The sequence below is a fragment of the Enterococcus sp. DIV1208 genome, assembly GCF_050530455.1.
Classification (GTDB): Bacteria; Bacillota; Bacilli; order Lactobacillales; family Enterococcaceae; genus Enterococcus_B; species Enterococcus_B hirae.
Genome location: NZ_CP172887.1, coordinates 1,880,755 through 1,904,382, shown reverse-complemented (window position 1 = coordinate 1,904,382; position 23,628 = coordinate 1,880,755). Strand labels below are relative to the sequence as shown.

The following is a 23,628-nucleotide window of genomic DNA, read 5'->3' as shown; positions in this document are numbered from 1 at the left end:
AAGGGAATGTAAATAGATTATACTGAAAAAAAGCCAGCAGACACGTTTCAGCTGGCTTTTTTTTCAACTAGTTATGCGTTTGGTTCTGGTTGTTTGTTATAGCTGCTTACTGGATACAATTATTTGTTCTTTATTTTTCTCCTGAAGTATCCGTGCCATAATAACTGTGGTCCTCTAAATCTAAGGCATTTAGGATCAACGAAGCCGTTTCTTCAATTGAGAGAGAAGCAACATTGATCACAACGCAACCTAATTTTTCATACAAATCATTAGCAAAATCTAATTCTGCTCGTATTTTTTCGATATCAGAATAAGCCGTATCAGGATTTAATCCATAGGAACGCATCCGTTCTTTTCGAATATTATTTAAAATATCGGGATTATTGGTTAAACCAACAATTTTTTTAGGATCGATCTCCCAAAGTTGTTTTGGGATATGGGCTTGAGGAATGAGTGGGAGATTCGCCACTTTTAAGTTTTTATTCGCTAAAAAAAGACTTAACGGTGTCTTTGACGTTCTGGAAACTCCTAGCAACACCACGTCTGCTTCTAAGAAACCTCTTGGATCTTTCCCATCATCGTATTTTACAGCAAATTCCATTGCCTTGATTCGTTTAAAATAATTTTCATTCAATAAATGTAGGGCTCCAGGTTGACGAGTGGGTTGAATTCCTGTTAATCGTTGGATTTCTTCGATCGGTGGAGTCATCACGTCAAAACTAAATAAGTTGTTTTCTTCGCAAAAACTTCGGGTATAATCAATCAGCTCTTGGTTGATCAAGGTATGAAGTACTAACGCTTTTTCTGCTAACGCATCTTGTAAGGCTTGTTCGAGGGTGTCTTGGTCAGTGACAAACGTTCGACGAAATAAATTAAATTCAACTGTAGGATATTGTGCCATGGTTGCCTGTGCGAGTTTTGTTGCTGTTTCACCAGCTGAATCAGAAATGACAAAAAAAGTAACGATCTCAGTAGAATCAAAAGCCATAAATAAAAAACCTCACTTGCATTTTTTTTATCTTTAGTATACCATACTGTGGAATATGTACTTCGTAATCATTTTGATTTGGAGGGAAAGACTTGAAAAACCAAACATTAATCGAACAATCGTTAGAAATTTTGAAAAATAACGGATTTAAATACACGAAAAAGCGAGAAGCATTATTGACTTATTTGGTCAAAAGAAATCGTTATGTGTCAGCAAAAGAAGTATTTGATTTTATGAATGAGGAATTTAAAGGAGTGAGTTATGATACCATTTATCGTAATCTCCATGATTTCTCTGAGTTAGACTTATTAGAAGAAACCGATTTGAATGGCGAAATGAAGTTTCGCTTTCATTGTTGCCAGGGAGAGATCGGTCACCATCATCATTTTATTTGTACCGTTTGTGGGATGACAAAAGAAATCCATATGTGTCCAATGGACTATTTTGAAAATCAATTATCAGGTTGTACGATCGAAGGGCATCGGTTTGAAATTTTCGGTCGATGTGAAAACTGTCAGTAGTTGTTTTATAATAAAATAACATATCATTATTTTAAAAAATCCAAAGATTCCCTTGACGGTCAAATCAGCATTAGATATAATGTTTTATAGAACAGTCTTGTTTTTTGGATTATAATTTCAATAACAATTACGGTTACTTTTTAAGCTCGGAGGGAGGGAATTAACATGTCAAAAACAGTCATTCGTAAAAACGAATCAATTGACGATGCTCTTCGTCGCTTCAAACGTTCCGTGTCAAAAGCGGGTACTTTACAAGAATCTCGTAAACGTGAATTCTACGAAAAACCAAGCGTAAAACGTAAGAAAAAATCTGAAGCAGCTAGAAAAGCAGCGAAAAAACGCAAAAAAACGCAAAAAAACTAGTTCCTTTATGAATTGGAGTTGGTAGTGTGTCACTACTAAGTAGATTGAACGATGACATGAAAACAGCGATGAAAGCAAAAGATAAAGAATCTTTACAAGTCATACGTATGATTAAGTCATCCATTCAAAACGAGCAAATCAAAGAAGGTCACGACTTGACTGAAGATGAAGAATTAACAGTGTTGTCTCGTGAAATGAAACAACGGCGTGATTCTTTACATGAGTTCGAAGAAGCTGGACGTGACGATTTAGCTGAAAAAGTGAAAAGTGAAATAGTAATTGTTGAAAAATACATGCCAGAACAACTTTCTGAGGATGATATTCGTCAACTTGTTCAAGAAGCGATTACACAAACTGGAGCTTCTTCTGTCAAAGAATTTGGCAAAGTCATGGGTGCGATCATGCCGAAAGTCAAAGGAAAAGCAGATGGGAACCAAGTGAATGCGATTGTGAAAGAGCTATTACAATCTTAAACTTATCATTTAAAGAGTTTGGGACAACCGCCCTCTCTTAAAAAGAAAATAAGCCTGATTTTGATCCACAACGTCAAAATCAGACTTATTTTTTTTAGATTTTTTTTCATGCATGTCCCAATTTCCTCAAGGTGAGCGCCAAGGCAACATCAATCGGTACGCCTTGTTCCCCATGCAATCATACATATCCTTCTTTTATCTCTCTTCCTCACTCGATAGATCTAGGCTTGGTTAGATTGGTTCTTTGCCTTATCTATTAAGTAAAAGCTGTTTATTGATAGGCAGGAATCTCTCAATCATGGAATAACATAAAGTAAATCATGGAAGTTCAGCAAAGTAATTTTAGGTTAAAATGAATGAAACGAATAAGGAGTGAGACAACCTTTTTTATTTGCTATATAGTTTTTTACGAATATGGTAAAATAGGAAGGAATGAATTGAAGTAAAGGAGATGTCTATTTTTGACAGAAGCATCCAGTTCTTTAGAAATTAGATTAACAGCTGCTGACGATATCAGTATGTTGTTAGGCTCGCATGACAAACATGTAAAATTAATTGAAGAAATGACTGAAACAACGATTCATACGAGAGGCGAAATGATCCAGATTATTGGAGAAGAGCCGGGGCTTTCGTTAGCACAATCGGTGATACGTACCTTACAAGAATTGATCAAGCGGGGGATACATGTCAGTACACCTGATGTTGTTACTGCCTTAAAAATGGGGCAAAAAGGGACATTGGATTACTTCATTGAAATGTATGAAGAAGAAATCGTCAAAGACCGCAATGGTAAACCGATTCGAGTGAAAAATAGTGGACAAAAACAATATGTCGAGGCCGTTGCTAAACATGACATCGTATTTGGTGTCGGTCCTGCTGGAACAGGTAAAACATTTCTAGCTGTCGTTTTAGCAATTGCTGCGTTGAAAAAAGGCGAAGTCCAAAAAATCATTTTGACTCGTCCAGCGGTGGAAGCAGGAGAAAATCTTGGTTTCTTACCGGGTGATCTGAAAGAAAAGGTTGATCCTTATTTACGTCCAGTGTATGATGCACTGTATCAAATATTTGGTTTAGATCATACCAATCGTTTGATGGAGCGTGGGATCATCGAAATTGCGCCATTAGCTTATATGCGTGGGCGAACACTTGACGATGCTTTTGTAATACTAGATGAAGCTCAAAATACAACAGTGGCACAGATGAAAATGTTCTTGACTCGTTTGGGGTATCAATCAAAAATGATCGTAAACGGCGATACAAGTCAGATTGACTTACCTAAAGGGACGATGAGTGGTTTGATCCATGCAGAACGTACATTGAAACAAATCAAAAAAATTGCTTTTGTCAATTTTGAAGCAAGTGACGTCGTTCGTCATCCTGTTGTAGCCGAAATCATCAAAGCTTATGAAAAGGCAGATCTTCATCAAGAGTAAGGCTTAGGGGGATAAGCGAATGTTGAATAAAATACTCCAACAACTGCAAGCAAAATTAGGAAAGGCGGCAATGCCTTTCTTATTGCTTTTGTTTTTTGTGATCGTTTGTGGCGTTACGTTCAGTAGCGTCAAGCAAAAAGCCAATGATTTCAAAGAAGGACAAGTGGCAGAAGAAAGTATCCGTGCGAATAAAACGATCGAAAATACAGAAGAAACGGAACAAAAAAGAAAACTAGCAGCGGAAGCTGTTACGCCAGAATATACGTATCAACAAGATTTGGCGAGTGAACAAAGTAGTCGCATCAAGCAGCTTTTTGAATTGATCAATAAAACAAATGATTCGATCAATAAAGCGTATAAAGAAAAAGTGGATAAAGCAAAAGAAAATGAGAATGTTCCCAAACCAACTATAGATGAGCGAATTGCAGCTCTAAAGAAGAGTTTTGAAAATGCTAATGCTGAAAACGTGGCATTTTATCAAAAATTACCGACTAACTTTTACACAAAAATCTTTGGCATGTCAGATAGTCAAATTGCGACAGTCCGAGATGAAAGTCTGCGATTGATCAATGAACAAATGAAAAAACAAGTTCGAGAAAGTGATTTAGAAACCTTCAAGCAACAGGCGGAAGAACAGATCCAATATTTGAACGTGACACCTGACCAACAACAAACGATCCATTATCTTGTCGATCAAGGAATCGTCGTAAATGATGTCTTAAATGAAAAGAAAACAGAGGAATTGAAACAATCAGCAAGGAGTGCGGTTCAACCGGTCATGATCTATCAAGGCGAAATCATTGTTCGTGAAGGAAATCAAATCGATGCAGATGCAATGAAAAAGCTTGAATTATTAGGATTGACCAGTCAAACAACGTCAATTTTTCCTTTAGTAGCAATGATCTTAGCAGTCTTATTGCAAATTGCTGTTTTAGTTTACAACTCAATGCAGTACCATGAAGCCGGAAAACGAACAGAATATGTGCTCTTTTATGTTACGGCTATGTCCATCAGTGTGTTATTAATGAAATTTTTCCAACTATTCCAAACGGAACAAGCAGCTTTTATCCCGCTGTTTTATCCTGCAGCTTTTGTTCCTTTAGTTTTAAATTTCTTTTTGAACCGGAGGGCAGGAATCATGGCTGCCTTGTTCCAAGCCGTATCTGCATTGTTTATTTTTTATGGCTCGATTGGGACCAACTTTTTGACCGTTATCTTGATGGCTTATCTTTTTTCAGGTTTATTAGCGACGGTTTTAAAACGCCAACGAGTGTCAGAACAATGGTTTTCAGCTATGATGTGGGTCATTATTTTTCCGTTGATGATGGATGTTGTGTTGATCGTTTATCAAGGTATGAGCTTTAGTAATGGAACAACTTGGTTAACACTGATTTGTGGCTTTATGGGGGCTTTGCTGTCGTATCTGTTAACGATGGGATTACATCCGTATATCGAATTGATGGTCAACGATGATAGTGTGATCGTCTTGAATGAGTTAAGTAATCCTAACCATCCATTGTTAAAACAGCTATTGGAAGAAGCACCAGGAACTTATCATCACAGTATGATGGTCGCCAATTTAAGCGCGAACGCAGTGGCTGAGATCAATGGGCGGTCATTATTGACACGTGTAGCTTGTTACTACCACGATATTGGTAAAATCAAACATGCTAGCTTTTTTGTAGAAAACTTGCCTTCTGGTGCTGAGAATCCACATAATTTCTTATTACCGGAAGATAGTAAACAGATCATTTTTGGTCATGTGACCGATGGAGCGAAAATTTTAGAGGAATATGGCATGCCGCAAATGGTAATCGATATTTGCCGACAGCATCATGGAACAACATTGATGAAGTATTTCTATATCAAGGCAAAAGAAAGAAATCCTGAAGTCACCGAAGAACAATTTCGTTATCCTGGTCCCAAACCACAGACCCGAGAAGCCGGCATCGTGAATATTGCAGATAGTTGTGAAGCGGCAGTACGGGCAATGGATCATCCAACAGGTGAAAAAATCGAAAAATTTGTCCATAATTTGATTGAAGAACGAATCTCTGATGGTCAACTTGATGATAGTGGTTTAACATTAAAAGAAATTCGCAAAGTGGAAAAATATTTGATCAGTGGGTTAAGTAGTACCTTCCATTCACGGATCAAATATCCTAAAATGAAATCGGAAGCGGAAACGATGAAAGTAGAAAAAGAAAATGGCTAAAATAAAAAATATCAGCAATAAGTAAGAAAGAAGCGATAAATATGGACATCACATTTATGGATGAAACACAGAAAGTTTCAACAGAAAAAATCAAAGAGATCGAGGACCTTCTGCAATTTGCAGCGGCTCATTTGAAATTACCCGAGGAAACAGAAATGTCTGTTACTTTTATGGACAATGCAGCAATCCAAGAAATCAACCGTGTCTACCGTGGCAAAGATGCCCCAACAGATGTGATTAGTTTTGCATTAGAAGACGAAGGGGAAGACGAAATTCCCGTGATTTTTGAAGAAGGCGATAATCCTTTACCACGAGTATTAGGAGATATCATGATCTCAATTGAGCGTGCCCAGGAACAAGCGGAAGAATATGGTCATTCGTATGATCGAGAGTTGGGATTTTTGGCAGTGCATGGCTTTTTGCACATCAATGGTTATGATCACATGACACCCGAAGATGAAGCAGAGATGTTTGGTTTACAGAAAGAGATTTTAGATGCTTATGGACTTAAAAGATAAAGAGTGCGAGAAAAAGGTTGAGAAAAATAAGCACTTCGCTATGTCAGTAGAATTTGCTCTTCAAGGGGTTAAAACAGTCTTTGATGAGGAACGTAATATGAAAAAACATGTAGGTTTTGGGTTGCTGGCGTTTTTTATGGGAGTTGTATTTCAACTGAACCAACTAGAATGGCTGTGGTTAGTTTTAGCAGTTTTTCTGGTGTGGATCGTTGAGATTTTAAATACTGTTTTTGAGAATGTGGTGGATATGTTTACCGATTTTCATTTCCATCCAATTGGGAAAAAAATCAAAGATATGGCGGCAGGAGCAGTGTTAGTCACCGCTTGTTTTGCAGTGATCGTCGGTCTCATTTTATTTGTACCTAAAATCTATCAAATGTTTTTTAATTAAAAGGAGAATAATATGTTAGAACATAAATCAGGTTTTGTCGCTATTGTGGGACGACCAAATGTTGGCAAATCAACATTATTAAATCGAATCGTTGGGCAAAAAATTGCTATCATGAGTGACAAGGCACAAACGACCAGAAATAAGATCCAAGGCGTTTATACGACACCAGAAGCACAGTTGATTTTTATCGACACTCCGGGAATCCATAAACCAAAACATCGTTTGGGTGATTTTATGGTGGAATCAGCCTACAGTGCACTAAGAGAAGTGGATGCTGTCTTATTTATTATCAGTGCGGATCAAAAACGTGGACGTGGGGATGATTTTATTATTGAACGATTAAAAAATGTTCAATCACCTGTTTATTTGATTATCAATAAAATCGATAAAGTTCATCCAGATGAATTATTAGGAATCATCGAAGATTATTCGGCACAAATGCCTTTTGCACAAGTTGTACCGATTTCGGCTACAGAAGGGAACAATGTGGACCGTCTAATGGAAGTGTTGATCGCTGAGATGCCAGAAGGTCCTCAATACTTCCCGGATGATCAAGTAACGGATCATCCAGAATACTTTATCGTTTCGGAATTGATTCGTGAGAAAGTCCTGTTTTTGACTAGAGATGAAGTCCCACATTCAGTGGCTGTTGTTGTTGACTCAATGAAACGCAATGAAAATGATAAAATCCAAATTCAAGCAACCATTATCGTTGAACGTGATAGTCAAAAAGGGATTATCATCGGTAAAGGTGGTAAAATGCTAAAAGAAATTGGGACGAAAGCAAGAAAAGATATTGAAAATTTGCTTGGTGACAAAGTATTTCTAGAACTATGGGTTAAAGTTCAAAAAGATTGGCGCGATAAAAGAGTTTATTTACAAGATTTTGGTTACCGCAAAGAGGAATATTAACTTTAAGTAGATAAAAATGAGTTGAACGTGATTATTCGATAGACGAAACCGCGTGTAAAAGTCAGAAGACAAGAAAATGAGTAGAATAAGTGGGAAAGGAAAATGATTCAGTGAATGATTTTTCTTTTCCTTATTCTTTTTCTAAAAGGGGGGCGAAAAAAATGAGCCAGCTAGCCGAATCAAAAGGGATCATATTGTCCAGTCGAAATTATAAAGAAAAAGACAAATTAGTGAAAATTTTTACTGAGTCTGCGGGGAAGCTGATGTTTTATGTCAAAGGAATTCACCGGCAAAACCAACCATTAGCACCTGCACTGCTCCCTTTTACTGAAGGAATCTACATTGGTACGTTTAAAAGTGAAGGACTTTCGTTTATAACCAGCGTAAAAGATGTTCACTCCTTTAGAAAAATTCAAGAAGACATTTTTTTAAGTGGTTACGGCACGTATTTGTTAAACTTAGTGGATGCAGCGATCGAAGACCATCAATATGATCCCCATCTTTTTCAATTTACACAAGCAGCATTGCAACGGATGGATCAGGGGGACGACGCGGAAATCATCACTAACATCTTTGAGGTACAATTATTGCAACGCTTTGGGATTGCACCGATTTGGACACATTGTGTGGTGTGTGGTAAAACACAAGGTAAATTTGATTATTCTTCCAAATATGGAGGCGTGCTGTGCGAAGAACATTGGTCAATGGATCACCGTCGTTATCATGCAGATCCAAGAGCTGTTTATTTCGTGCGTATGTTCTCTGCTATTTCTTATGATAAGATCACAGGGATCAATTTAAAAGACGAAACTAAAGCAACGATCAGGCAACTGATTGACCAGTTATACGAAGAATACGTAGGGATTCATCTAAAAAGTAAAAAGTTCATTGATCAAATGAAATCATGGGAACATGTCCTAAAAAAGCCTGATCCGGAAGGAGAAAGTGCTTCTGAAAACCAAAAAAATGAGTAGAATGTTCAATCAACATTCAAAACTATTTGACAAAAGCCTAACTATACGTCTATTATGGAACCTAGATAAATGAGAGTTTTGTACAAAAACTTGATTGGCTAAATAAAAGAATAAAGTACGTTGAACAAGATCAGTAAAAAATACGTAGCAAAAGCGAGTTCGGGAGGGTGTGAGCCGAATGCTGTCGGTTTTTGAAGAGGCACTTGGGAGTACTGACAATGAAGCTGCCGAAATTTTCGGAAGTAGGGTGGAACCGCGAAGTTATTCGTCCCTATGTTTGTTTAGACAAGCATAGGGACTTTTTGTTGTTTCAAATTCTCAGCAAACTATTTAGAAGTGGAAGGAGTCATTTTAAATGAGCAAAAAATTATCTGTACAAGACATGATCTTGACGTTGCAAAAATTTTGGTCATCAAATGGGTGCATGTTGATGCAAGCCTATGATACAGAAAAGGGGGCAGGTACAATGAGCCCATATACCTTTTTACGAGCAATTGGACCAGAGCCTTGGAATGCAGCATACGTAGAGCCTTCTCGTCGCCCAGCCGACGGTCGTTATGGGGAAAATCCGAACCGTCTGTATCAACATCATCAGTTCCAAGTAGTGATGAAACCATCACCTGAAAATATCCAAGAACTTTATTTAGAAAGTTTACGTTTATTGGGGATCGATCCTTTGGAACACGACATTCGGTTTGTCGAAGATAACTGGGAAAACCCTTCGATGGGCTGTGCCGGTGTTGGTTGGGAAGTTTGGCTCGATGGAATGGAAATTACACAATTCACGTATTTCCAACAAGTCGGCGGTCTGCCATGTAAACCAGTGACATCTGAAATTACTTATGGTTTGGAGCGCTTGGCATCCTACATCCAAGAAGTAGAAAGTGTCTATGATCTTGAATGGTCAGATGGCGTAAAATATGGGGAGATTTTCAAACAGCCTGAATACGAGCACTCCAAATATTCATTTGAAGTCAGTGATCAAGAACTATTATTAAGTAATTTTGATCGTTTTGAAAAAGAAGCTAAACGATGCATTGATGAAAATTTAGTTCATCCTGCCTATGATTACATTTTAAAATGCAGCCATACATTCAATCTACTAGATGCTCGTGGGGCAGTTTCTGTCACAGAACGTGCTGGTTATCTGTCACGTATCAGAAATATGGCAAAATCTGTTGCAAAGATTTTTGTGGCAGAGCGTGAAAAATTAGGATTTCCTTTATTGAATAAAAACACAGCAAATCCAGAAACGGTTAAGGAGGCTGAATAACATGGCAAAAGAGTTACTTTTAGAAATCGGGTTGGAAGAAATGCCTGCCCATGTAGTTACACCAAGCATGAAACAACTGGAACAAAAAACAGCAAAGTTTTTAGATGAACACCAATTGTCTTATGATACAATCGAAACTTTTTCAACGCCAAGACGTTTAGCGATCAAAGTAACCAATATCCCAGAACGTCAAGCAGATAGCGAAGAAGAATTAAAGGGTCCGGCTAAAAAAATCGCATTGGATTCAGATGGAAATTGGACGAAAGCCGCAGAAGGGTTTGTACGTGGTCAAGGTTTGACGACTGACGATATTACCTTTAAAGAGCTGAAGGGTGTAGAGTATGTGTACGTAACCAAATATACACATGGACAACCAGCGAAAGAAGTATTGACTGGACTTGCAGATGTCATCAAAAGTTTGACATTTCCTGTTACGATGCATTGGGCAAATTTTGACTTCGAATATATTCGTCCTATTCATTGGATTGTTGCTTTACTAGATGATGAAGTGATTCCTTTCGAGATTTTAGATGTTACAACAGATCGCACATCACGTGGTCATCGTTTCTTAGGAGAAACAGTTCGTTTCGCTCATGCCAATGAGTATGAAGAAAAATTACAAGAACAATTCGTGATAGCTGCGCCACATAAAAGAAAAGAAATGATTGTCCAACAAGCAACAGAATTAGCAGAGAAAAACCATTGGACGATCGATTTAGACGAAAAGTTATTAGAAGAAGTGAATAATTTAGTCGAATATCCCACAGTTTTTGCTGGCGATTTTGAAGAAAAATATCTGTCTGTCCCTGAAGAAGTATTGGTTACTTCAATGAAGGAGCACCAACGTTATTTTGAAGTAAGAAATGACCAAGGATTACTCTTGCCACATTTTATTTCTGCTCGAAATGGGGATCGTGTCAAACTAGAAAACGTGATCCGTGGAAATCAAAAAGTATTGACTGCTCGTTTAGAAGATGCAGAGTTTTTCTACAATGAAGATAAAAAGATTGAAATCGAGACTTTTGTTGATAAATTAAAATCAGTGACTTTCCATGAAAAAATTGGAAGCATCTACGAAAAAATGCAACGAGTACAAGTTATTGCTCGTATTTTAGGTAAATCTGTCGGCTTATCACCAGAAGAGTTAACGGATTTACAACGTGCTTCTGAAATCTATAAATTTGATTTAGTGACCAACATGGTAGGTGAGTTTCCAGAGCTTCAAGGGATCATGGGTGAAAAATATGCGCGATTACACGGCGAAACATCAGCTGTAGCAACAGCTATCAAGGAACACTATCTGCCAATTTCAAGTGAAGGTGACTTACCAGAAACCAAAATTGGTGCAGTATTAGCGATTGCAGACAAATTAGATAGTATCTTCTCTTTCTTTACAGTTGGAATGATCCCAAGTGGGTCAAATGATCCGTATGCTCTTCGTCGTCAAGCGTATGGGATTGTCCGCATCATCGAAGCAAAAAATTGGGCATTTCCATTGGTTCGTTTACAACGTGAAATCGACCAGGCAATCAATGAAGATCAAGAACGTTTTGGCGTCCAGTTATCGGATGGACAACAGGCAGTCATTGATTTTATCAAAGGACGTTTCCGTCAGTTACTAACTACAAAACAAATCCGACACGATGTGATTGATGCAGTTTTGAATGCAAAACAAAGCGATTTGACAAAAGTTTTTGCAGCAGCTCAACTGTTTAAAGAACGTTTAGATGAGGAAGAGTTTAAGCCATCGATGGAAGCATTGACTCGAGTGGTTAATTTAGCGAAGAAAGCGCAAGAAACAACGACAACAGAGATTAATCCTGCATTATTTGAAAATGAAGCTGAAACAGCACTTTATCAAGCGGTAGCAGAAATGAAAAAACAATTTGGTACACAAACGCTGAAAGAAGATTATGATCAACTTGTTGCTTTACGTCCATTGATCGAAACGTATTTTGACCAAACCATGGTCATGGTAGACGATCCTGCTGTCCGTAACAATCGTTTGGCACAGCTGAAACAAATTGCTGAAATGGCACTATCAATAGCAAGCTTAGATCAGATTATCACTAAATAAATCAGGTAGCCCTCTGCCAACTTGATTTGAAACAAGCGTTATGACAAGTCTAGCTCTGAGATATAAGCCGAAGCATCCGAAAATAGTTTCTTCTATTTTTAAATGCTTCGGCTTATTTTTTGACTGATTACCGAAGTGCAGATCTTTGAACGCCGTCGATAAGATTGTGAAAGTACCAGAGTGGATCCTTTCATAACAATTACTCATCTTAGTGTAAAAAGTAAGCTTAAGGTCTTAATACCTCAGACTCTATTTATGTAGTGTATATCGTTTTTATTCATGCTATCTAGCAATAAGCGACTTTTCTTTCACGAATCAGAACAATATGACATTTCTTGGTAAAAAGAGAACAATCGGTCAGTGCTATTGAGTGAAATACATAGTTTTTGTTATTTTTAAATCATCCTTTATTTAAAAATGAAAGTTAGGTATAATTAATATAGAAAAATTGTTATTCATGACAAGAAAAGTTTGTTATGAATGGGATAATAGTAAATAGGGTCTCAGGTAGAAATTCTTTACTTGTCTAATGAAATTAGCAAATTTCCCGTGATTTGGAAGCGATTAGATAAAGTAACGATTTATTTTTTTGGGAATAAAAAGTTTTTAAAACGATGGGATCCAGTATCTTACTCTAGATGATAATAATTATCATCTGAATGATAAACTAAAAAATTTTTTTAGAAATCGATGTCATTTTATTATCTAAGTATGTTCATAGGATGGAAGTCTCACGAAGCTTCACTGAAATGAGTATATTTTATGAGAACAAGTAACATCAGCAGGATGTCATGTGTTAAAAGAAAAATGAATCTAGGAAAGTAACAGGAAAGTGGAGAGAAATGGAAGAGACAATTAGTATAAAAGAGATCATCGGAGTATTTCGTAAGCGTTTGTTGACCTTATTTATTTCAACGTTAGTTGGTTTGGCGGTAGCAAGTTTCGTTACATTCTTTATTTTAACACCCAAGTTTAGTTCACAAGCCCAATTGATTGTCACGTTGCTTCAGTCAAATATTACGAATGTCAATGATGTGAATACGAATTTACAAATGATTAACACCTACAAAGATATGATTATTAGTGACTTAGTTTTAAGTGAAGTGAAAGATCAATTAGAAACGCAAGATCAGCTAGCAATGACGGTTGGAGAAATCAAACAAGCAATCACAGTGAATCAATCCGAAAATTCACAAATGTTTTCTATCCAAGCGATTAGTTCGATTCCAGATAATGCTCAGAAAATTGCGAATACCACAGCTGAGGTGTTTCAAACGAAAGCAAAAGATGTGATGAATGTTGATAAAATATCGATCATTTCTGAAGCGGTTGCGGACGGAACATCGGTGTCACCAAATAAAAAAATAAATATTGCCCTTGGCCTTATTTTAGGTCTGATGATTGGCATGGGGATAGCTCTGTTATTGGAATTGTTCGACCAGACTGTGAAAGATGAAAAATATCTTTCGGAGGTCATAGGGTTTCCAATTTTAGGGACGGTACCAGAAATGACTGCCAAAGATTTCAATAGAAATGACAAAAACAACAATGCACCGGTGACAATAAACGATGAAACTGGTGAACAAGCGAGAGCTTCTCGTAGAGCTCGTTCGAGAGTGTAGGAGGGAAAACATGCGACGTGTCATAAAACAAAAAGAAACACTACTTCAACCGATTCGTTTGATTACTTTAACTAATCCTTCATCAGCAGCGGCTGAGCACTACCGAACGATTCGAACCAATATCCAATTTGTTTCAATCAATGATCAACAAGTCAAAACGATCGTGGTCACGTCATCTGGACCAGGTGAAGGGAAATCGACCACGGCTGCAAATCTGGCTGTTGTCTTTGCAAAAGCTGGTCAGAAAGTGTTATTAGTTGATGCTGACATGCGAAAACCAGTTATTTACAAAGCATTTCAAATAAATAATCACTATGGATTAAGTAATCTACTCAGTTCAACTGAAACGATCAGTAAAGGGATCCAAAAAACGGCAATCAAGGAATTATCGGTATTACCAAGTGGACCGATTCCTCCTAATCCATCAGAGCTGTTAAGCTCGAAAAGAATGGATCAACTAATGGTAGAAGCAAGTCAGCTCTATGATATCGTGATGTTTGATTTGCCGCCGATTGTAACTGTGACAGATGCTCAAATCTTGTCATCAAAGGCAGATGGTACGCTTCTGGTAGTACGTGAAAAGACTTCACGAAAAGAAGCAGTTGTGAAAGCAAAAAAATTATTAGAGATGGCTCAGGCAAAGGTACTGGGAATTGTTTATAACGGAGTCGAACAAAGCAAAGATACAAGTTATTATTATGAATGATAAAGAGGAGGTAAAGGGAATGATCGATTTACATTGTCATCTATTACCAGCAGTTGACGATGGTGCGCAAAACCTGGAAGAAAGCCTAGCAATGGCTGAAAAAGCGGTTGAACAAGGGATTACTCATATTTTATGTACACCGCACCATAACAATGGCAAGTATTGTAATCAAAAGAAAAAAGTCATTCCCCTAGTCGCCACTTTACAAAAAGAGCTGGATAAAAGAAATTTACCGTTGGTGTTATTAGAAGGTCAAGAAGTTCGTATTACTGGAGAATTGCTTGAAGCGCTTCACCGAGATGAACTTCTTTTTACAGATTTAAATGATACTTATCTGTTGATTGAATTTCCTACATTAGAAGTACCGTTATATGCAAAGAACCTTTTTTTTGAACTGTTGAAACTAGGAAAAATACCAGTAATCGTGCATCCTGAGCGTAATACTTATTTTGCAAAAGATCCGAATCGTTTGTTGCCTTATCTAGAAATGGGCTGTTTGACACAGCTGACAGCGCCAAGTTATCTGGGGCGCTTTGGCAAAGAAATCCAAAAAACAGCAAAAAAAATGGTCAAGTACAATCTTGTACAAATGATTGCTTCGGATGCTCACGGTGTTGAGCGACGTTCTTTTTGTTTAAAAGAATGTTATGAACAAATCGCTAAAGACTTCAATAACGAAAAAGTTGAACAAATGAAACAAGTCGCCAAAGATTTAATCAATGGGGAGCAGATTCATTATCCAACTTATCAAGCGATAAAAAAGAAGAAGTTTGGGTTATTTTAGGGGGAGTAAAGGTGTTTGAAGTCACAAGAAAAAGAAAGATTGCTATTTTGATAGGAGTTGATAGCTTATTGTTGTTTTTGGCAAACATTGCTACAATTAGATTCATGAAGCCATTCGCAGAAGTATCAACGGATTTTATGTTCATCTCTACAGGCGTTTCAATAGGTTTCTATTTGTTTTATGGGAGTTTATTTAAAGTCTTTACAAGGATCAATCGCTATATGAATTTAGAAGAAATCAGGGCGATTTTTGTTTCTTTGTCGATCACTATGATTTCAAATATTTTTGTCTTGTTTTTTATCAATCATCAGTATATGTTACGTCTAACGATCTTTACCTATATTTTGTCTTTGCTTTTAATCATGGGAAGCCGTCTGGAGTGGCGTCTTTACATTGAGAAAAAGCAGACAAAGCTACAACCTAGAGCCACTGCCAAGAAGACGATCATCGTAGGCGCTGGTGAAGGCGGTAGAATTTTGGCAAATATCTTACTTGGATCAAAAACAGCAAGTGACACCTATGTCATTGGTTTTGTTGATGATGATCCTAATAAGCAAAATACATATCTTTCAGGAAAAAAAGTGATCGGTATGATCAAAGACCTCCCTGCACTAATCAAGAAACATGATGTACAAATCGTTACCATCGCCATTCCTTCCTTATCCAAAACAAAAATCAGGAATATCTTTCAAATGGTAGAATCCTTGCATGTCAAAGTAAACACGATGCCTTCAATGGAAGAAATCGCTTCTGGAAAAGTCAGTGTCACAAAATTAAAAAAATTGACGTAGTTGATTTACTAGAAAGAGATGAAGTTGAATTGGACATTGAATCGATCAAAGGTCATTTGACAGGGAAAACCATTCTTGTGACTGGTGCGGGTGGCTCGATCGGCTCAGAGATTTGTCGGCAGATTATCCAGTTTTCCCCAGCACAATTATTACTAGTAGGACATGGGGAAAATTCGATTTATTTGATCGATCGGGAACTCCGCATGAATCAGCAAAATCAGCAGACAAAAATCGTCCCGCTCATTGCAGATATTCAAGATCGTGACAAAATCAATGAGATCATGCAAAACTATCGCCCAGATATCGTTTATCATGCTGCAGCACATAAGCATGTTCCTCTCATGGAAGTAAATCCCAAAGAAGCAGTAAAAAATAATATTCTTGGAACGAAAAATGTTGCGGAAGCAGCCAAACAAGCGAAAGTCAAGAATTTTGTGATGGTCTCAACAGATAAAGCGAATCATCCACCTAATGTGATGGGAGCGACAAAGCGGATTGCAGAAATGATTGTAACAGGATTGAACGAAAAAAATGGAACAACATTTTCCGCTGTTCGCTTTGGAAATGTATTAGGTTCACGAGGAAGTGTGATTCCTGTCTTTCGTGAACAAATTGCGCAAGGTGGACCAGTCACGATTACTGATTTTCGGATGACACGTTACTTTATGACAATTCCTGAAGCAAGTCGATTGGTTATTCAATCAGGAGTCTTGGCTAAAGGTGGAGAGATTTTTATTTTAGATATGGGTGAACCAGTCAAAATCGTCAACCTTGCCAAAAATATGATTCGCCTGAGTGGCTATCGTGAAGACGAAATTGAGATTCTTGAAACGGGTATCCGTCCTGGGGAAAAACTATATGAAGAACTACTGTTGGATAAAGAGAGAAACGATGAAGCTGTCTATGAAAAAATTTTTGTCGGAAACATCAAAGGTTATTCAAATCAAAAAGTGATGGATTTTATCCGTCATTTGCCAAAAGATGAGAAACAATTAGCAAGAGAAGTGATTCGTTTTGCCAATGCTTCTAATCAATAGAAACTAGCTGTTTTAAGCTGAACGTACTATTAGTAAAGTAGTAAAATCATTGCTTTATGTGCTGGATTATACGATTCCTGCGATCAAAAATTGCATAGGGATACGTTATTCAAATCGCATGTAAAAAAACGTTTGACCATCAAAAAAAGAAACGAGAGGAGAAAGCGAGTGGATGCAATAATAGTAGGAGCAGGTGGGTTTGGTAAAGAAATTGCTTTTTTGCTCCAACAACAAAATGAGTATCAGTGGGTCGGTTTTGTCGATGATCGTAAAAGTGAGCAAAGCGATGTTCTAGGAAAACCTGTGATTGGCAAAATTGCTGACTTGCTTCAAGTCAAAACACCAATGGCAGTTTTTCTTGGGATTGCGGCTCCGACGGTCAAAGAAAACATCTATGAACAGTTACGACAAAACCCTCACTTGCTTTTTCCAAATTTGTTTGCCCCTAGCGCATTGATTGGCTTAAATGTTCAACTGGGCATTGGGAACATATTGATGCCTTACACGACCTATACTGCAGATATTTCAATCGGTGACTTCAATATGATCAATATTGGTTCAACAATCGGTCATGACTCCATTATAGGTAGTTACAATGCCATTTTTCCTAATGTCAATATTTCGGGAGCAGTCACTTTAGGAGATAAAAATGAACTGGGTGTCGGTACAAAGATTATTCAAGAACGTTCGATTGGTGATGGTAACATTATTGGGGCTGGCAGTGTTGTCATCAGAGATATCCCTCATCATTCAAAATGGGTGGGGGTACCAGCAAAGATAATTAAAAGGTGGAGTTGATGTGAGAAAAAAGCGAATATTATTAGCTTCGCCCCATATGAGTGAAGCAGGCTATGAACAAGCGTTTGTCAAAGAAGCCTTTGATACGAACTGGATTGCCCCTTTAGGTGCCAATGTCGATGGTTTTGAGCAAGAACTGGCAGATCATGTGGGAGCCAAGCATGTTGCTGCGCTTTCTTCAGGTACGGCAGCGATTCATTTAGCATTAAAGGCAGCAGGTGTCACGAAAGGAGATCAAGTGATTTGTCAATCCTTGACTTTTGCAGCTACGGTCAACCCGATTCTTTATCAAGGAGCCGCCCCAATCTTTGTGGATAGTGATGCCGAAACTTGGAATATGAGTCCTGTTCATTTACGCGCAGCTTTAGAAAAATATCCAAAAGCGAAAGCGGTGATCGTCGTTCACTTATATGGATTAGCTGCAAACTTAGCTGAAATCATGCAGATCTGTCAAGAATATCAAGTGACGTTGATTGAAGATGCTGCCGAATCATTAGGAACGACTTACCAAGGTAAATATACAGGAACGTTTGGAGACTATGGGATTTATTCCTTCAATGGAAATAAGATCATCACAACTTCAGGTGGGGGAGCATTGATCTCTGACGATCCTTTAAAAATCGAAAAAGTCAAATTTTGGGCCACTCAATCTCGTGAAAATGAACGTCATTATCAACATTTAGAAATCGGTTATAACTATCGTATGAGCAATATATTAGCAGGAATCGGACGTGGTCAATTAAAAGTATTAAATGAAAGAATCCAAAAGAAGCGTGCCATCTATCAATTTTATCAAGAAGAATTGTCCGAGTTTCCTAATATACAATTTATGCCGGAAAACTCTTGGAACGAACCTAACTATTGGTTGAGTGTCATTCGTTTAGAAGGAATAGATCCATCTTATTTGATTGAAGAATTGGAAAAAGGACAGATCGAAGCACGTCCTGTCTGGAAACCGATGCACTTACAGCCTGTTTTTGACTCTTTTGATTTTATTGACGGTGAAGTTGCAGAATCGCTTTTTTCTTCTGGAGTTTGTCTTCCCTCAGATACTAAAATGACGGATGAAGAGTTAAATAGAGTCGTTGCAACGATCAAGCGAGTGATGCGTTATGAGTAAACCAACCTTTTATCGACTTTTTGGAAAGCGTGCGTTCGATCTTTTTTTCTCAGGTCTTTTATTGCTTTTGCTTGCACCACTGATGCTCATACTTGCAGGGTGTGTTCGATTTAAACTAGGTTCACCGGTTATTTTTAAGCAAACAAGACCAGGGAAGAATGAACAATTATTTTTTATGTACAAGTTTCGCACGATGACAGACGAGAAAGATCAACATGGCGCGTATCTTCCAGATGAAGTTCGTCTAACAAAATTCGGCAAACTACTTAGAGCGACTAGCCTTGACGAGCTGCCAGAGCTTTGGAATATCTTTAAAGGCGAAATGTCTTTTGTTGGTCCTCGTCCATTATTGGTAGAATATTTGACACTTTATAATGAAGAGCAACGAAAACGCCACAACATTCGCCCAGGTTTGACCGGATTGGCCCAAGTCAGTGGTAGAAATGCGATCAGTTGGGAAGAAAAGTTTACGTATGATTGTTTGTACGTTGAAAGTTATTCGTTTGGCAAAGATGTTTGGATCTTGTTACAAACAGTTCTTAAGGTGTTCAAACAAGAAGGGATTAGCTCAAATTTTGGACCAACAAGTGAAAAATTTGAAGGGAATGAACCATACTGAAAATTTTATATGTGACGACGATCTCCAATACACTCAATGCTTTTTTAATCCCTCATATTGATCAACTAATCAAAAATGGACATGAAGTGAGTGTGGCATGTGCGCTTGAACAACCGTTGGCATCTTATTTTTCTGATAAAAAAATACCTGTATTTCAAATACCATTCAATAGGAATCCATTAGCTAAAAGCAATCTTTTAGCCTATAAGAAAATCAAACAGCTGATCAAAGAAGAGAATATCGATATCGTACATACGCATACGCCAGTTGCTTCGATGGTGACAAGACTTGCTTGTAAGCGGATCAATATTCCTATCTACTATACGGCACATGGGTTTCACTTTTATCAAGGAGCCCCTATGCTTAATTGGTTCGTCTATTACCCAGTTGAAAAATACTTATCTCGTTATACAAGTAAGCTTATTACCATTAATCAGGAAGATTATTTGCTTGCTTCACAAAAATTTAAAGCAACACAAACTCATTTGATTCAGGGGGTTGGAATCCAAGTCGAAAAGTTCGAGAAAACCTTGGTTGATAAACGGCTAAAAAGTAAGGTACTTTCACTAGCTCAGCCAACAACCAAAGTACTCCTTTCAGTCGGTGAATTGAATAAAAACAAAAACCACGAACTGGTGATTCATGCACTCGCTTCATTTAAAGACCAAGATTTCCACTATTTTATTTGTGGAACGGGGCCTTTGAAACAAACGCTGGAACAAAAAATTAAATTTTTAGGTTTGGAAAAGAAAGTCAGTTTACTCGGATATCGTAAGGATATTATTCAGATCATGAAAATGAGTGATCTATTTCTCTTTCCTTCTTTAAGAGAAGGATTGCCCGTATCGATCATGGAGGCTATGAGCGTTGGTTTACCGGTAGTCGCTTCAAATATACGAGGCAATAAAGATCTGATCTATGATGAGAACACAGGAAAATTGTTTGATGTCAAAGAGTCAGAAGAACTAGTGAATATTCTTCAAGATTTTTTTGCTGGAACGTTACCTGTTACAAAATATTCCGAGAACGCTGCTGCTCATATCCAACAATTCAGCGAAAATGTAATCATCAATCAAGTAGCAGAACTTTATGAAACTTTATAACTAAAGGAATTTCACAAAATAAAAAAAGCACTTAAACAGGGAAAATGAGGTGAAAAGCTCTTAACCTCAAGAATGTTTTGATTATTTGTAAGAGTGACTGACGAAATGAGCCTGGGTTCAAAGGAAAAGTAAATGGCTTTGTTTTTTATAAAGCGAATGAAACGAAGAACTACCAATAACGTTCCAGTTTGTGTTTTTTATGTTAATAAAATTAATTATAGAGGTGAAACCAATTGAACGTATCAATTTTCGGCCTAGGCTATGTAGGGCTAGCCAATGCGTTATTACTTAGCCAGCATGAGAATGTCAAAGCTTATGACATCGTAGCAGAAAAGATCGAACGACTACAAAAGAAGGAGTCACCAATTGAAGACCGTGAAGTACATAATTTTCTTCAAAGAGAAGACCTAGCAATCGAATTTATTAAGGATTTCCGAGAAGCGGTTCTTTTTGGTGATTATTTGATTATTGCCACACCCACTGATTACGATGAAAAGAAAAATTATTTTAATACCTCATCGATTGAGAGCATCATTGAACAAGCTCTCGCCATTCGTCCAGAAGCAAAATTTATCATTAAGTCCACGGTACCAGTAGGGTATACGGCCGAATTAAAGAAAAAATATCAAACAGAAAATATTGTTTTTTCACCAGAATTTTTACGTGAAGGTAAAGCATTGTACGATAATCTTTATCCTGCCCGCATTGTTGTAGGAGAATGTTCAGATAGAGGGACAGAGATTGCGAATATGTTCAAAAAGAATACGCAAGCAGATAATGTCCCAGTTTTATTGACTCATTCAACAGAAGCGGAAGCAATCAAGTTATTCTCAAATACGTATCTGGCGTTGCGTGTGGCTTACTTCAATGAATTGGATAGTTATGCGGAGATACGAGGCTTAAATACGAAACAAATCATTGAAGGCGTCGGACTGGACCCACGTATCGGCTCTCATTACAATAATCCTTCATTTGGTTATGGAGGGTATTGTTTGCCAAAAGATACGAAACAGTTGAAAGCAAATTATACCGATGTGCCTAACAATCTTATCCAAGCGATCGTTGAAGCAAATACAACCAGAAAAGATTTTATTGCAGAACAAATTTTAGCCCAAAAGCCTAAGACTGTGGGAATCTATCGGTTAACGATGAAAGCCGATTCAGACAATTTCCGTTATTCATCGATTCAAGGAGTCATGAAACGAATCCAGGAACAAGGAGTTTCGGTGGTTGTCTATTAGCCAACGTTACCTGTTGAAGAATTTCATCATGCGCCTGTCGTTTCGGATCTTGCGCGATTCAAACAACTATCGGATGTGATCGTCTCAAATCGGATGGACCATCAATTAAAAGATGTGATCGAAAAAGTCTATACGAGAGATATTTTTAGTCGGGATGAATAAATGAAAAATATAGCCAAAAATTTTTTTTATCAGAGCTTGTTTCAACTGACGAAAATCATTCTTCCGATTATTACCATTCCAATCGTTTCTAATGCTTTAGGACCAAGTGGGATCGGTCTTTATAATTATACGTTTTCAATTGTCCAATATTTTGTTTTGTTTGCGGGGCTAGGGGTAACGATGTACGGGAACCGGGAAATAACTTTGACTTACAACTGTAAGAAAGAAGCGTTATCAGAAGTTTTTTGGGAAATTCTGCTTTTTAAGGCATTAGCGAGCTTAATTGTCATAGTCGTTTACTTTATTGTTGCCTCTTTATTAAATAATCGTTCGTATTTGTTTGTCCAATCCTTGGCGATTTTTGCCGTATTATTTGACGTATCTTGGTTTTTTATGGGAATTGAAGATTTTAAGAAAACTAGTATAGCTAATTTAGTAGTCCAACTAGTCACGTTTTTTCTCATTCTTTTCTTGATTAAAAACGAAGACGACACGTTAAAATATACCTTGATTCAAGGACTAGGTTTAGTTTGTTCACAAGTGAGTGTCTGGTTCTTTATTCCTAAATACATTCATTTGACGAAAGTTGATTTAAAGAAAAGTCTTAGTCATTTAAAGGGCTCTTTTGATTATTTTATTCCTCAAATTGCGATCATGTTGTATACCAATTTGAATAAGACCCTTTTAGGTTTCACATTAGGAAGTGTTGCAGTGGGCTATTTTACCAATTCTCTGCAATTGAATACCGTATTCATCACGATCATAACTACCTTAGACATCGTCTTACTTCCCCATATGACAAGTTTTTTTGCAAAAAAAAATATGGAGAAAATCGTTCGCACGATGGAAAAAACGATTCATTTACAATTGTTTTTTTCGATTCCAATCATGTTTGGGATGTTGACAGTTTATGACAAGCTCGTTCCTTGGTTTTTTGGCGAAAAATTTAGCTACATCACTCAAATTATTCCATATTTTACGGTTTTGATTGTGATCGTTCCTTTAGGCATGGCGATTTCTAGACAATATCTAATGCCAATCGGTCAGGTTAAAGAGTATAATCGTTCAGTAATCATTGGAGCTATCATCAATCTTGTGGCAAATCTCATACTATTGCCGTCTATTGGCTTTTTGGGCGTTGTATTTTCAACTATTCTCGCCGAAAGTTTCGTTACAGTTGTAAGAACAAGAGCTTTTCTGAAACAGACGACGTTTACCTTTTCTCTAAGAAAAATCGGGATGTTTATAATTGCTGGATTGATCATGTGTTTGATCACCAGGTTTTTAACAGGTCATTTAACGAGTAATATCCGAACCAATCTGATCCAATTCGTCATTGCTTGTCCGATCTATCTCGCAATCACAACGATAACCAAAGTCAATCCACTAGTTGATTTATTGAGGATCAAAAAGAAAATCTAATGATGACAAACAACAGGTCAAAGACCTTGAAAGTGGTTGCTGCTAGTGAAAAGAAAAATGTTTACACTGATTTTCATTCAATCCG

Annotated in this window: 20 protein-coding genes and 2 pseudogenes; 21 read left to right on the top strand and 1 reads right to left on the bottom strand. The window is 37.4% G+C overall.

Annotated elements, in window-relative coordinates; all coding sequences use genetic code 11:
* Window positions 1-130: 130 nt before the first annotated feature.
* Window positions 131-988 carry a pyruvate, water dikinase regulatory protein gene (locus tag IGK91_RS08740; protein ID WP_010718532.1) on the bottom strand — a complete coding sequence of 286 codons (858 nt, stop codon included), beginning with the start codon at window positions 986-988 and terminating at the stop codon, window positions 131-133.
* A gap of 92 nt (window positions 989-1,080) precedes the next feature.
* Here IGK91_RS08740 and IGK91_RS08735 point away from each other — a divergent pair, with 92 nt between their 5' ends.
* The 21 genes and pseudogenes from IGK91_RS08735 (at window position 1,081) to IGK91_RS08635 (ending at window position 23,543) form a co-directional block, all read left to right on the top strand.
* A complete protein-coding gene (locus IGK91_RS08735; protein WP_010718531.1) occupies window positions 1,081-1,509 on the top strand; it encodes a Fur family transcriptional regulator in 429 nt (142 codons plus the stop codon).
* A 165-nt stretch (window positions 1,510-1,674) separates the two neighbouring features.
* Window positions 1,675-1,872 carry a 30S ribosomal protein S21 gene (gene rpsU, locus IGK91_RS08730; protein WP_010718530.1) on the top strand — a complete coding sequence of 66 codons (198 nt, stop codon included), beginning with the start codon at window positions 1,675-1,677 and terminating at the stop codon, window positions 1,870-1,872.
* Between the two features lie 26 nt (window positions 1,873-1,898).
* On the top strand, window positions 1,899-2,345 hold the full coding sequence (locus tag IGK91_RS08725; RefSeq protein ID WP_010718529.1) for a GatB/YqeY domain-containing protein: 447 nt from the start codon (window positions 1,899-1,901) through the stop codon (window positions 2,343-2,345).
* A 461-nt stretch (window positions 2,346-2,806) separates the two neighbouring features.
* Window positions 2,807-3,778 carry a PhoH family protein gene (locus tag IGK91_RS08720; RefSeq protein ID WP_010718528.1) on the top strand — a complete coding sequence of 324 codons (972 nt, stop codon included), beginning with the start codon at window positions 2,807-2,809 and terminating at the stop codon, window positions 3,776-3,778.
* A gap of 19 nt (window positions 3,779-3,797) precedes the next feature.
* Window positions 3,798-5,993, top strand: a complete 2,196-nt coding sequence (locus IGK91_RS08715) for an HD family phosphohydrolase (RefSeq protein ID WP_430605288.1) — start codon at window positions 3,798-3,800, stop codon at window positions 5,991-5,993.
* 41 nt (window positions 5,994-6,034) lie between these two features.
* On the top strand, window positions 6,035-6,511 hold the full coding sequence (gene ybeY, locus IGK91_RS08710) for an rRNA maturation RNase YbeY (protein WP_014834527.1): 477 nt from the start codon (window positions 6,035-6,037) through the stop codon (window positions 6,509-6,511).
* The gene (locus IGK91_RS08705; RefSeq protein WP_025480126.1) at window positions 6,495-6,902 is read left to right on the top strand and encodes a diacylglycerol kinase family protein; all 408 of its coding nucleotides are present in this window, start codon (window positions 6,495-6,497) and stop codon (window positions 6,900-6,902) included. The genes ybeY and IGK91_RS08705 overlap by 17 nt, the downstream gene beginning before the upstream one ends.
* 12 nt (window positions 6,903-6,914) lie before the next feature.
* Window positions 6,915-7,814, top strand: coding sequence for a GTPase Era (gene era, locus IGK91_RS08700; protein ID WP_081123208.1), 900 nt, complete (start codon window positions 6,915-6,917; stop codon window positions 7,812-7,814).
* A gap of 161 nt (window positions 7,815-7,975) precedes the next feature.
* Entirely contained in the window at window positions 7,976-8,788 is an 813-nt protein-coding gene (gene recO / locus IGK91_RS08695; RefSeq protein WP_010718523.1) for a DNA repair protein RecO, read from the top strand.
* Window positions 8,789-9,143: 355 nt separating this feature from the next.
* Window positions 9,144-10,061, top strand: a complete 918-nt coding sequence (gene glyQ / locus IGK91_RS08690; protein ID WP_010718522.1) for a glycine--tRNA ligase subunit alpha — start codon at window positions 9,144-9,146, stop codon at window positions 10,059-10,061.
* 1 nt (window position 10,062) lies between these two features.
* Window positions 10,063-12,138, top strand: a complete 2,076-nt coding sequence (gene glyS / locus IGK91_RS08685) for a glycine--tRNA ligase subunit beta (RefSeq protein ID WP_181934375.1) — start codon at window positions 10,063-10,065, stop codon at window positions 12,136-12,138.
* A gap of 842 nt (window positions 12,139-12,980) precedes the next feature.
* The gene (locus tag IGK91_RS08680; protein WP_325810420.1) at window positions 12,981-13,760 is read left to right on the top strand and encodes a YveK family protein; all 780 of its coding nucleotides are present in this window, start codon (window positions 12,981-12,983) and stop codon (window positions 13,758-13,760) included.
* Between the two features lie 10 nt (window positions 13,761-13,770).
* Window positions 13,771-14,466 carry a CpsD/CapB family tyrosine-protein kinase gene (locus IGK91_RS08675; RefSeq protein WP_010718519.1) on the top strand — a complete coding sequence of 232 codons (696 nt, stop codon included), beginning with the start codon at window positions 13,771-13,773 and terminating at the stop codon, window positions 14,464-14,466.
* Window positions 14,467-14,485: 19 nt separating this feature from the next.
* A complete protein-coding gene (locus tag IGK91_RS08670) occupies window positions 14,486-15,250 on the top strand; it encodes a tyrosine-protein phosphatase (protein ID WP_010737946.1) in 765 nt (254 codons plus the stop codon).
* 11 nt (window positions 15,251-15,261) lie between these two features.
* A pseudogene (locus tag IGK91_RS08665) lies at window positions 15,262-17,078 on the top strand (polysaccharide biosynthesis protein).
* Between the two features lie 168 nt (window positions 17,079-17,246).
* On the top strand, window positions 17,247-17,876 hold the full coding sequence (locus tag IGK91_RS08660; protein WP_181934373.1) for an acetyltransferase: 630 nt from the start codon (window positions 17,247-17,249) through the stop codon (window positions 17,874-17,876).
* 1 nt (window position 17,877) lies between these two features.
* Window positions 17,878-18,996, top strand: a complete 1,119-nt coding sequence (locus IGK91_RS08655; protein ID WP_325810421.1) for a DegT/DnrJ/EryC1/StrS family aminotransferase — start codon at window positions 17,878-17,880, stop codon at window positions 18,994-18,996.
* A complete protein-coding gene (locus tag IGK91_RS08650) occupies window positions 18,989-19,615 on the top strand; it encodes a sugar transferase (protein WP_010737944.1) in 627 nt (208 codons plus the stop codon). The genes IGK91_RS08655 and IGK91_RS08650 overlap by 8 nt, the downstream gene beginning before the upstream one ends.
* A gap of 11 nt (window positions 19,616-19,626) precedes the next feature.
* The gene (locus IGK91_RS08645; protein ID WP_010737943.1) at window positions 19,627-20,718 is read left to right on the top strand and encodes a glycosyltransferase family 4 protein; all 1,092 of its coding nucleotides are present in this window, start codon (window positions 19,627-19,629) and stop codon (window positions 20,716-20,718) included.
* Window positions 20,719-20,951: 233 nt separating this feature from the next.
* Window positions 20,952-22,121: pseudogene (locus tag IGK91_RS08640) on the top strand (nucleotide sugar dehydrogenase).
* A complete protein-coding gene (locus IGK91_RS08635; RefSeq protein ID WP_081123206.1) occupies window positions 22,122-23,543 on the top strand; it encodes an oligosaccharide flippase family protein in 1,422 nt (473 codons plus the stop codon).
* The last annotated feature ends 85 nt before the right edge of the window (window positions 23,544-23,628 follow it).

Excerpts from the sequence above, each read along its gene's own strand:
- IGK91_RS08740 (WP_010718532.1), bottom strand. The coding sequence starts at position 988 with ATGGCTTTTGATTCTACTGAGATCGTTACTTTTTTTGTCATTTCTGAT.
- rpsU (WP_010718530.1), top strand. The coding sequence starts at position 1,675 with ATGTCAAAAACAGTCATTCGTAAAAACGAATCAATTGACGATGCTCTT.
- IGK91_RS08715 (WP_430605288.1), top strand. The coding sequence starts at position 3,798 with ATGTTGAATAAAATACTCCAACAACTGCAAGCAAAATTAGGAAAGGCG.
- ybeY (WP_014834527.1), top strand. The coding sequence starts at position 6,035 with ATGGACATCACATTTATGGATGAAACACAGAAAGTTTCAACAGAAAAA.
- IGK91_RS08705 (WP_025480126.1), top strand. The coding sequence starts at position 6,495 with ATGGACTTAAAAGATAAAGAGTGCGAGAAAAAGGTTGAGAAAAATAAG.
- era (WP_081123208.1), top strand. The coding sequence starts at position 6,915 with ATGTTAGAACATAAATCAGGTTTTGTCGCTATTGTGGGACGACCAAAT.
- recO (WP_010718523.1), top strand. The coding sequence starts at position 7,976 with ATGAGCCAGCTAGCCGAATCAAAAGGGATCATATTGTCCAGTCGAAAT.
- glyQ (WP_010718522.1), top strand. The coding sequence starts at position 9,144 with ATGAGCAAAAAATTATCTGTACAAGACATGATCTTGACGTTGCAAAAA.
- glyS (WP_181934375.1), top strand. The coding sequence starts at position 10,063 with ATGGCAAAAGAGTTACTTTTAGAAATCGGGTTGGAAGAAATGCCTGCC.
- IGK91_RS08680 (WP_325810420.1), top strand. The coding sequence starts at position 12,981 with ATGGAAGAGACAATTAGTATAAAAGAGATCATCGGAGTATTTCGTAAG.
- IGK91_RS08675 (WP_010718519.1), top strand. The coding sequence starts at position 13,771 with ATGCGACGTGTCATAAAACAAAAAGAAACACTACTTCAACCGATTCGT.
- IGK91_RS08670 (WP_010737946.1), top strand. The coding sequence starts at position 14,486 with ATGATCGATTTACATTGTCATCTATTACCAGCAGTTGACGATGGTGCG.
- IGK91_RS08650 (WP_010737944.1), top strand. The coding sequence starts at position 18,989 with ATGAGTAAACCAACCTTTTATCGACTTTTTGGAAAGCGTGCGTTCGAT.
- IGK91_RS08635 (WP_081123206.1), top strand. The coding sequence starts at position 22,122 with ATGAAAAATATAGCCAAAAATTTTTTTTATCAGAGCTTGTTTCAACTG.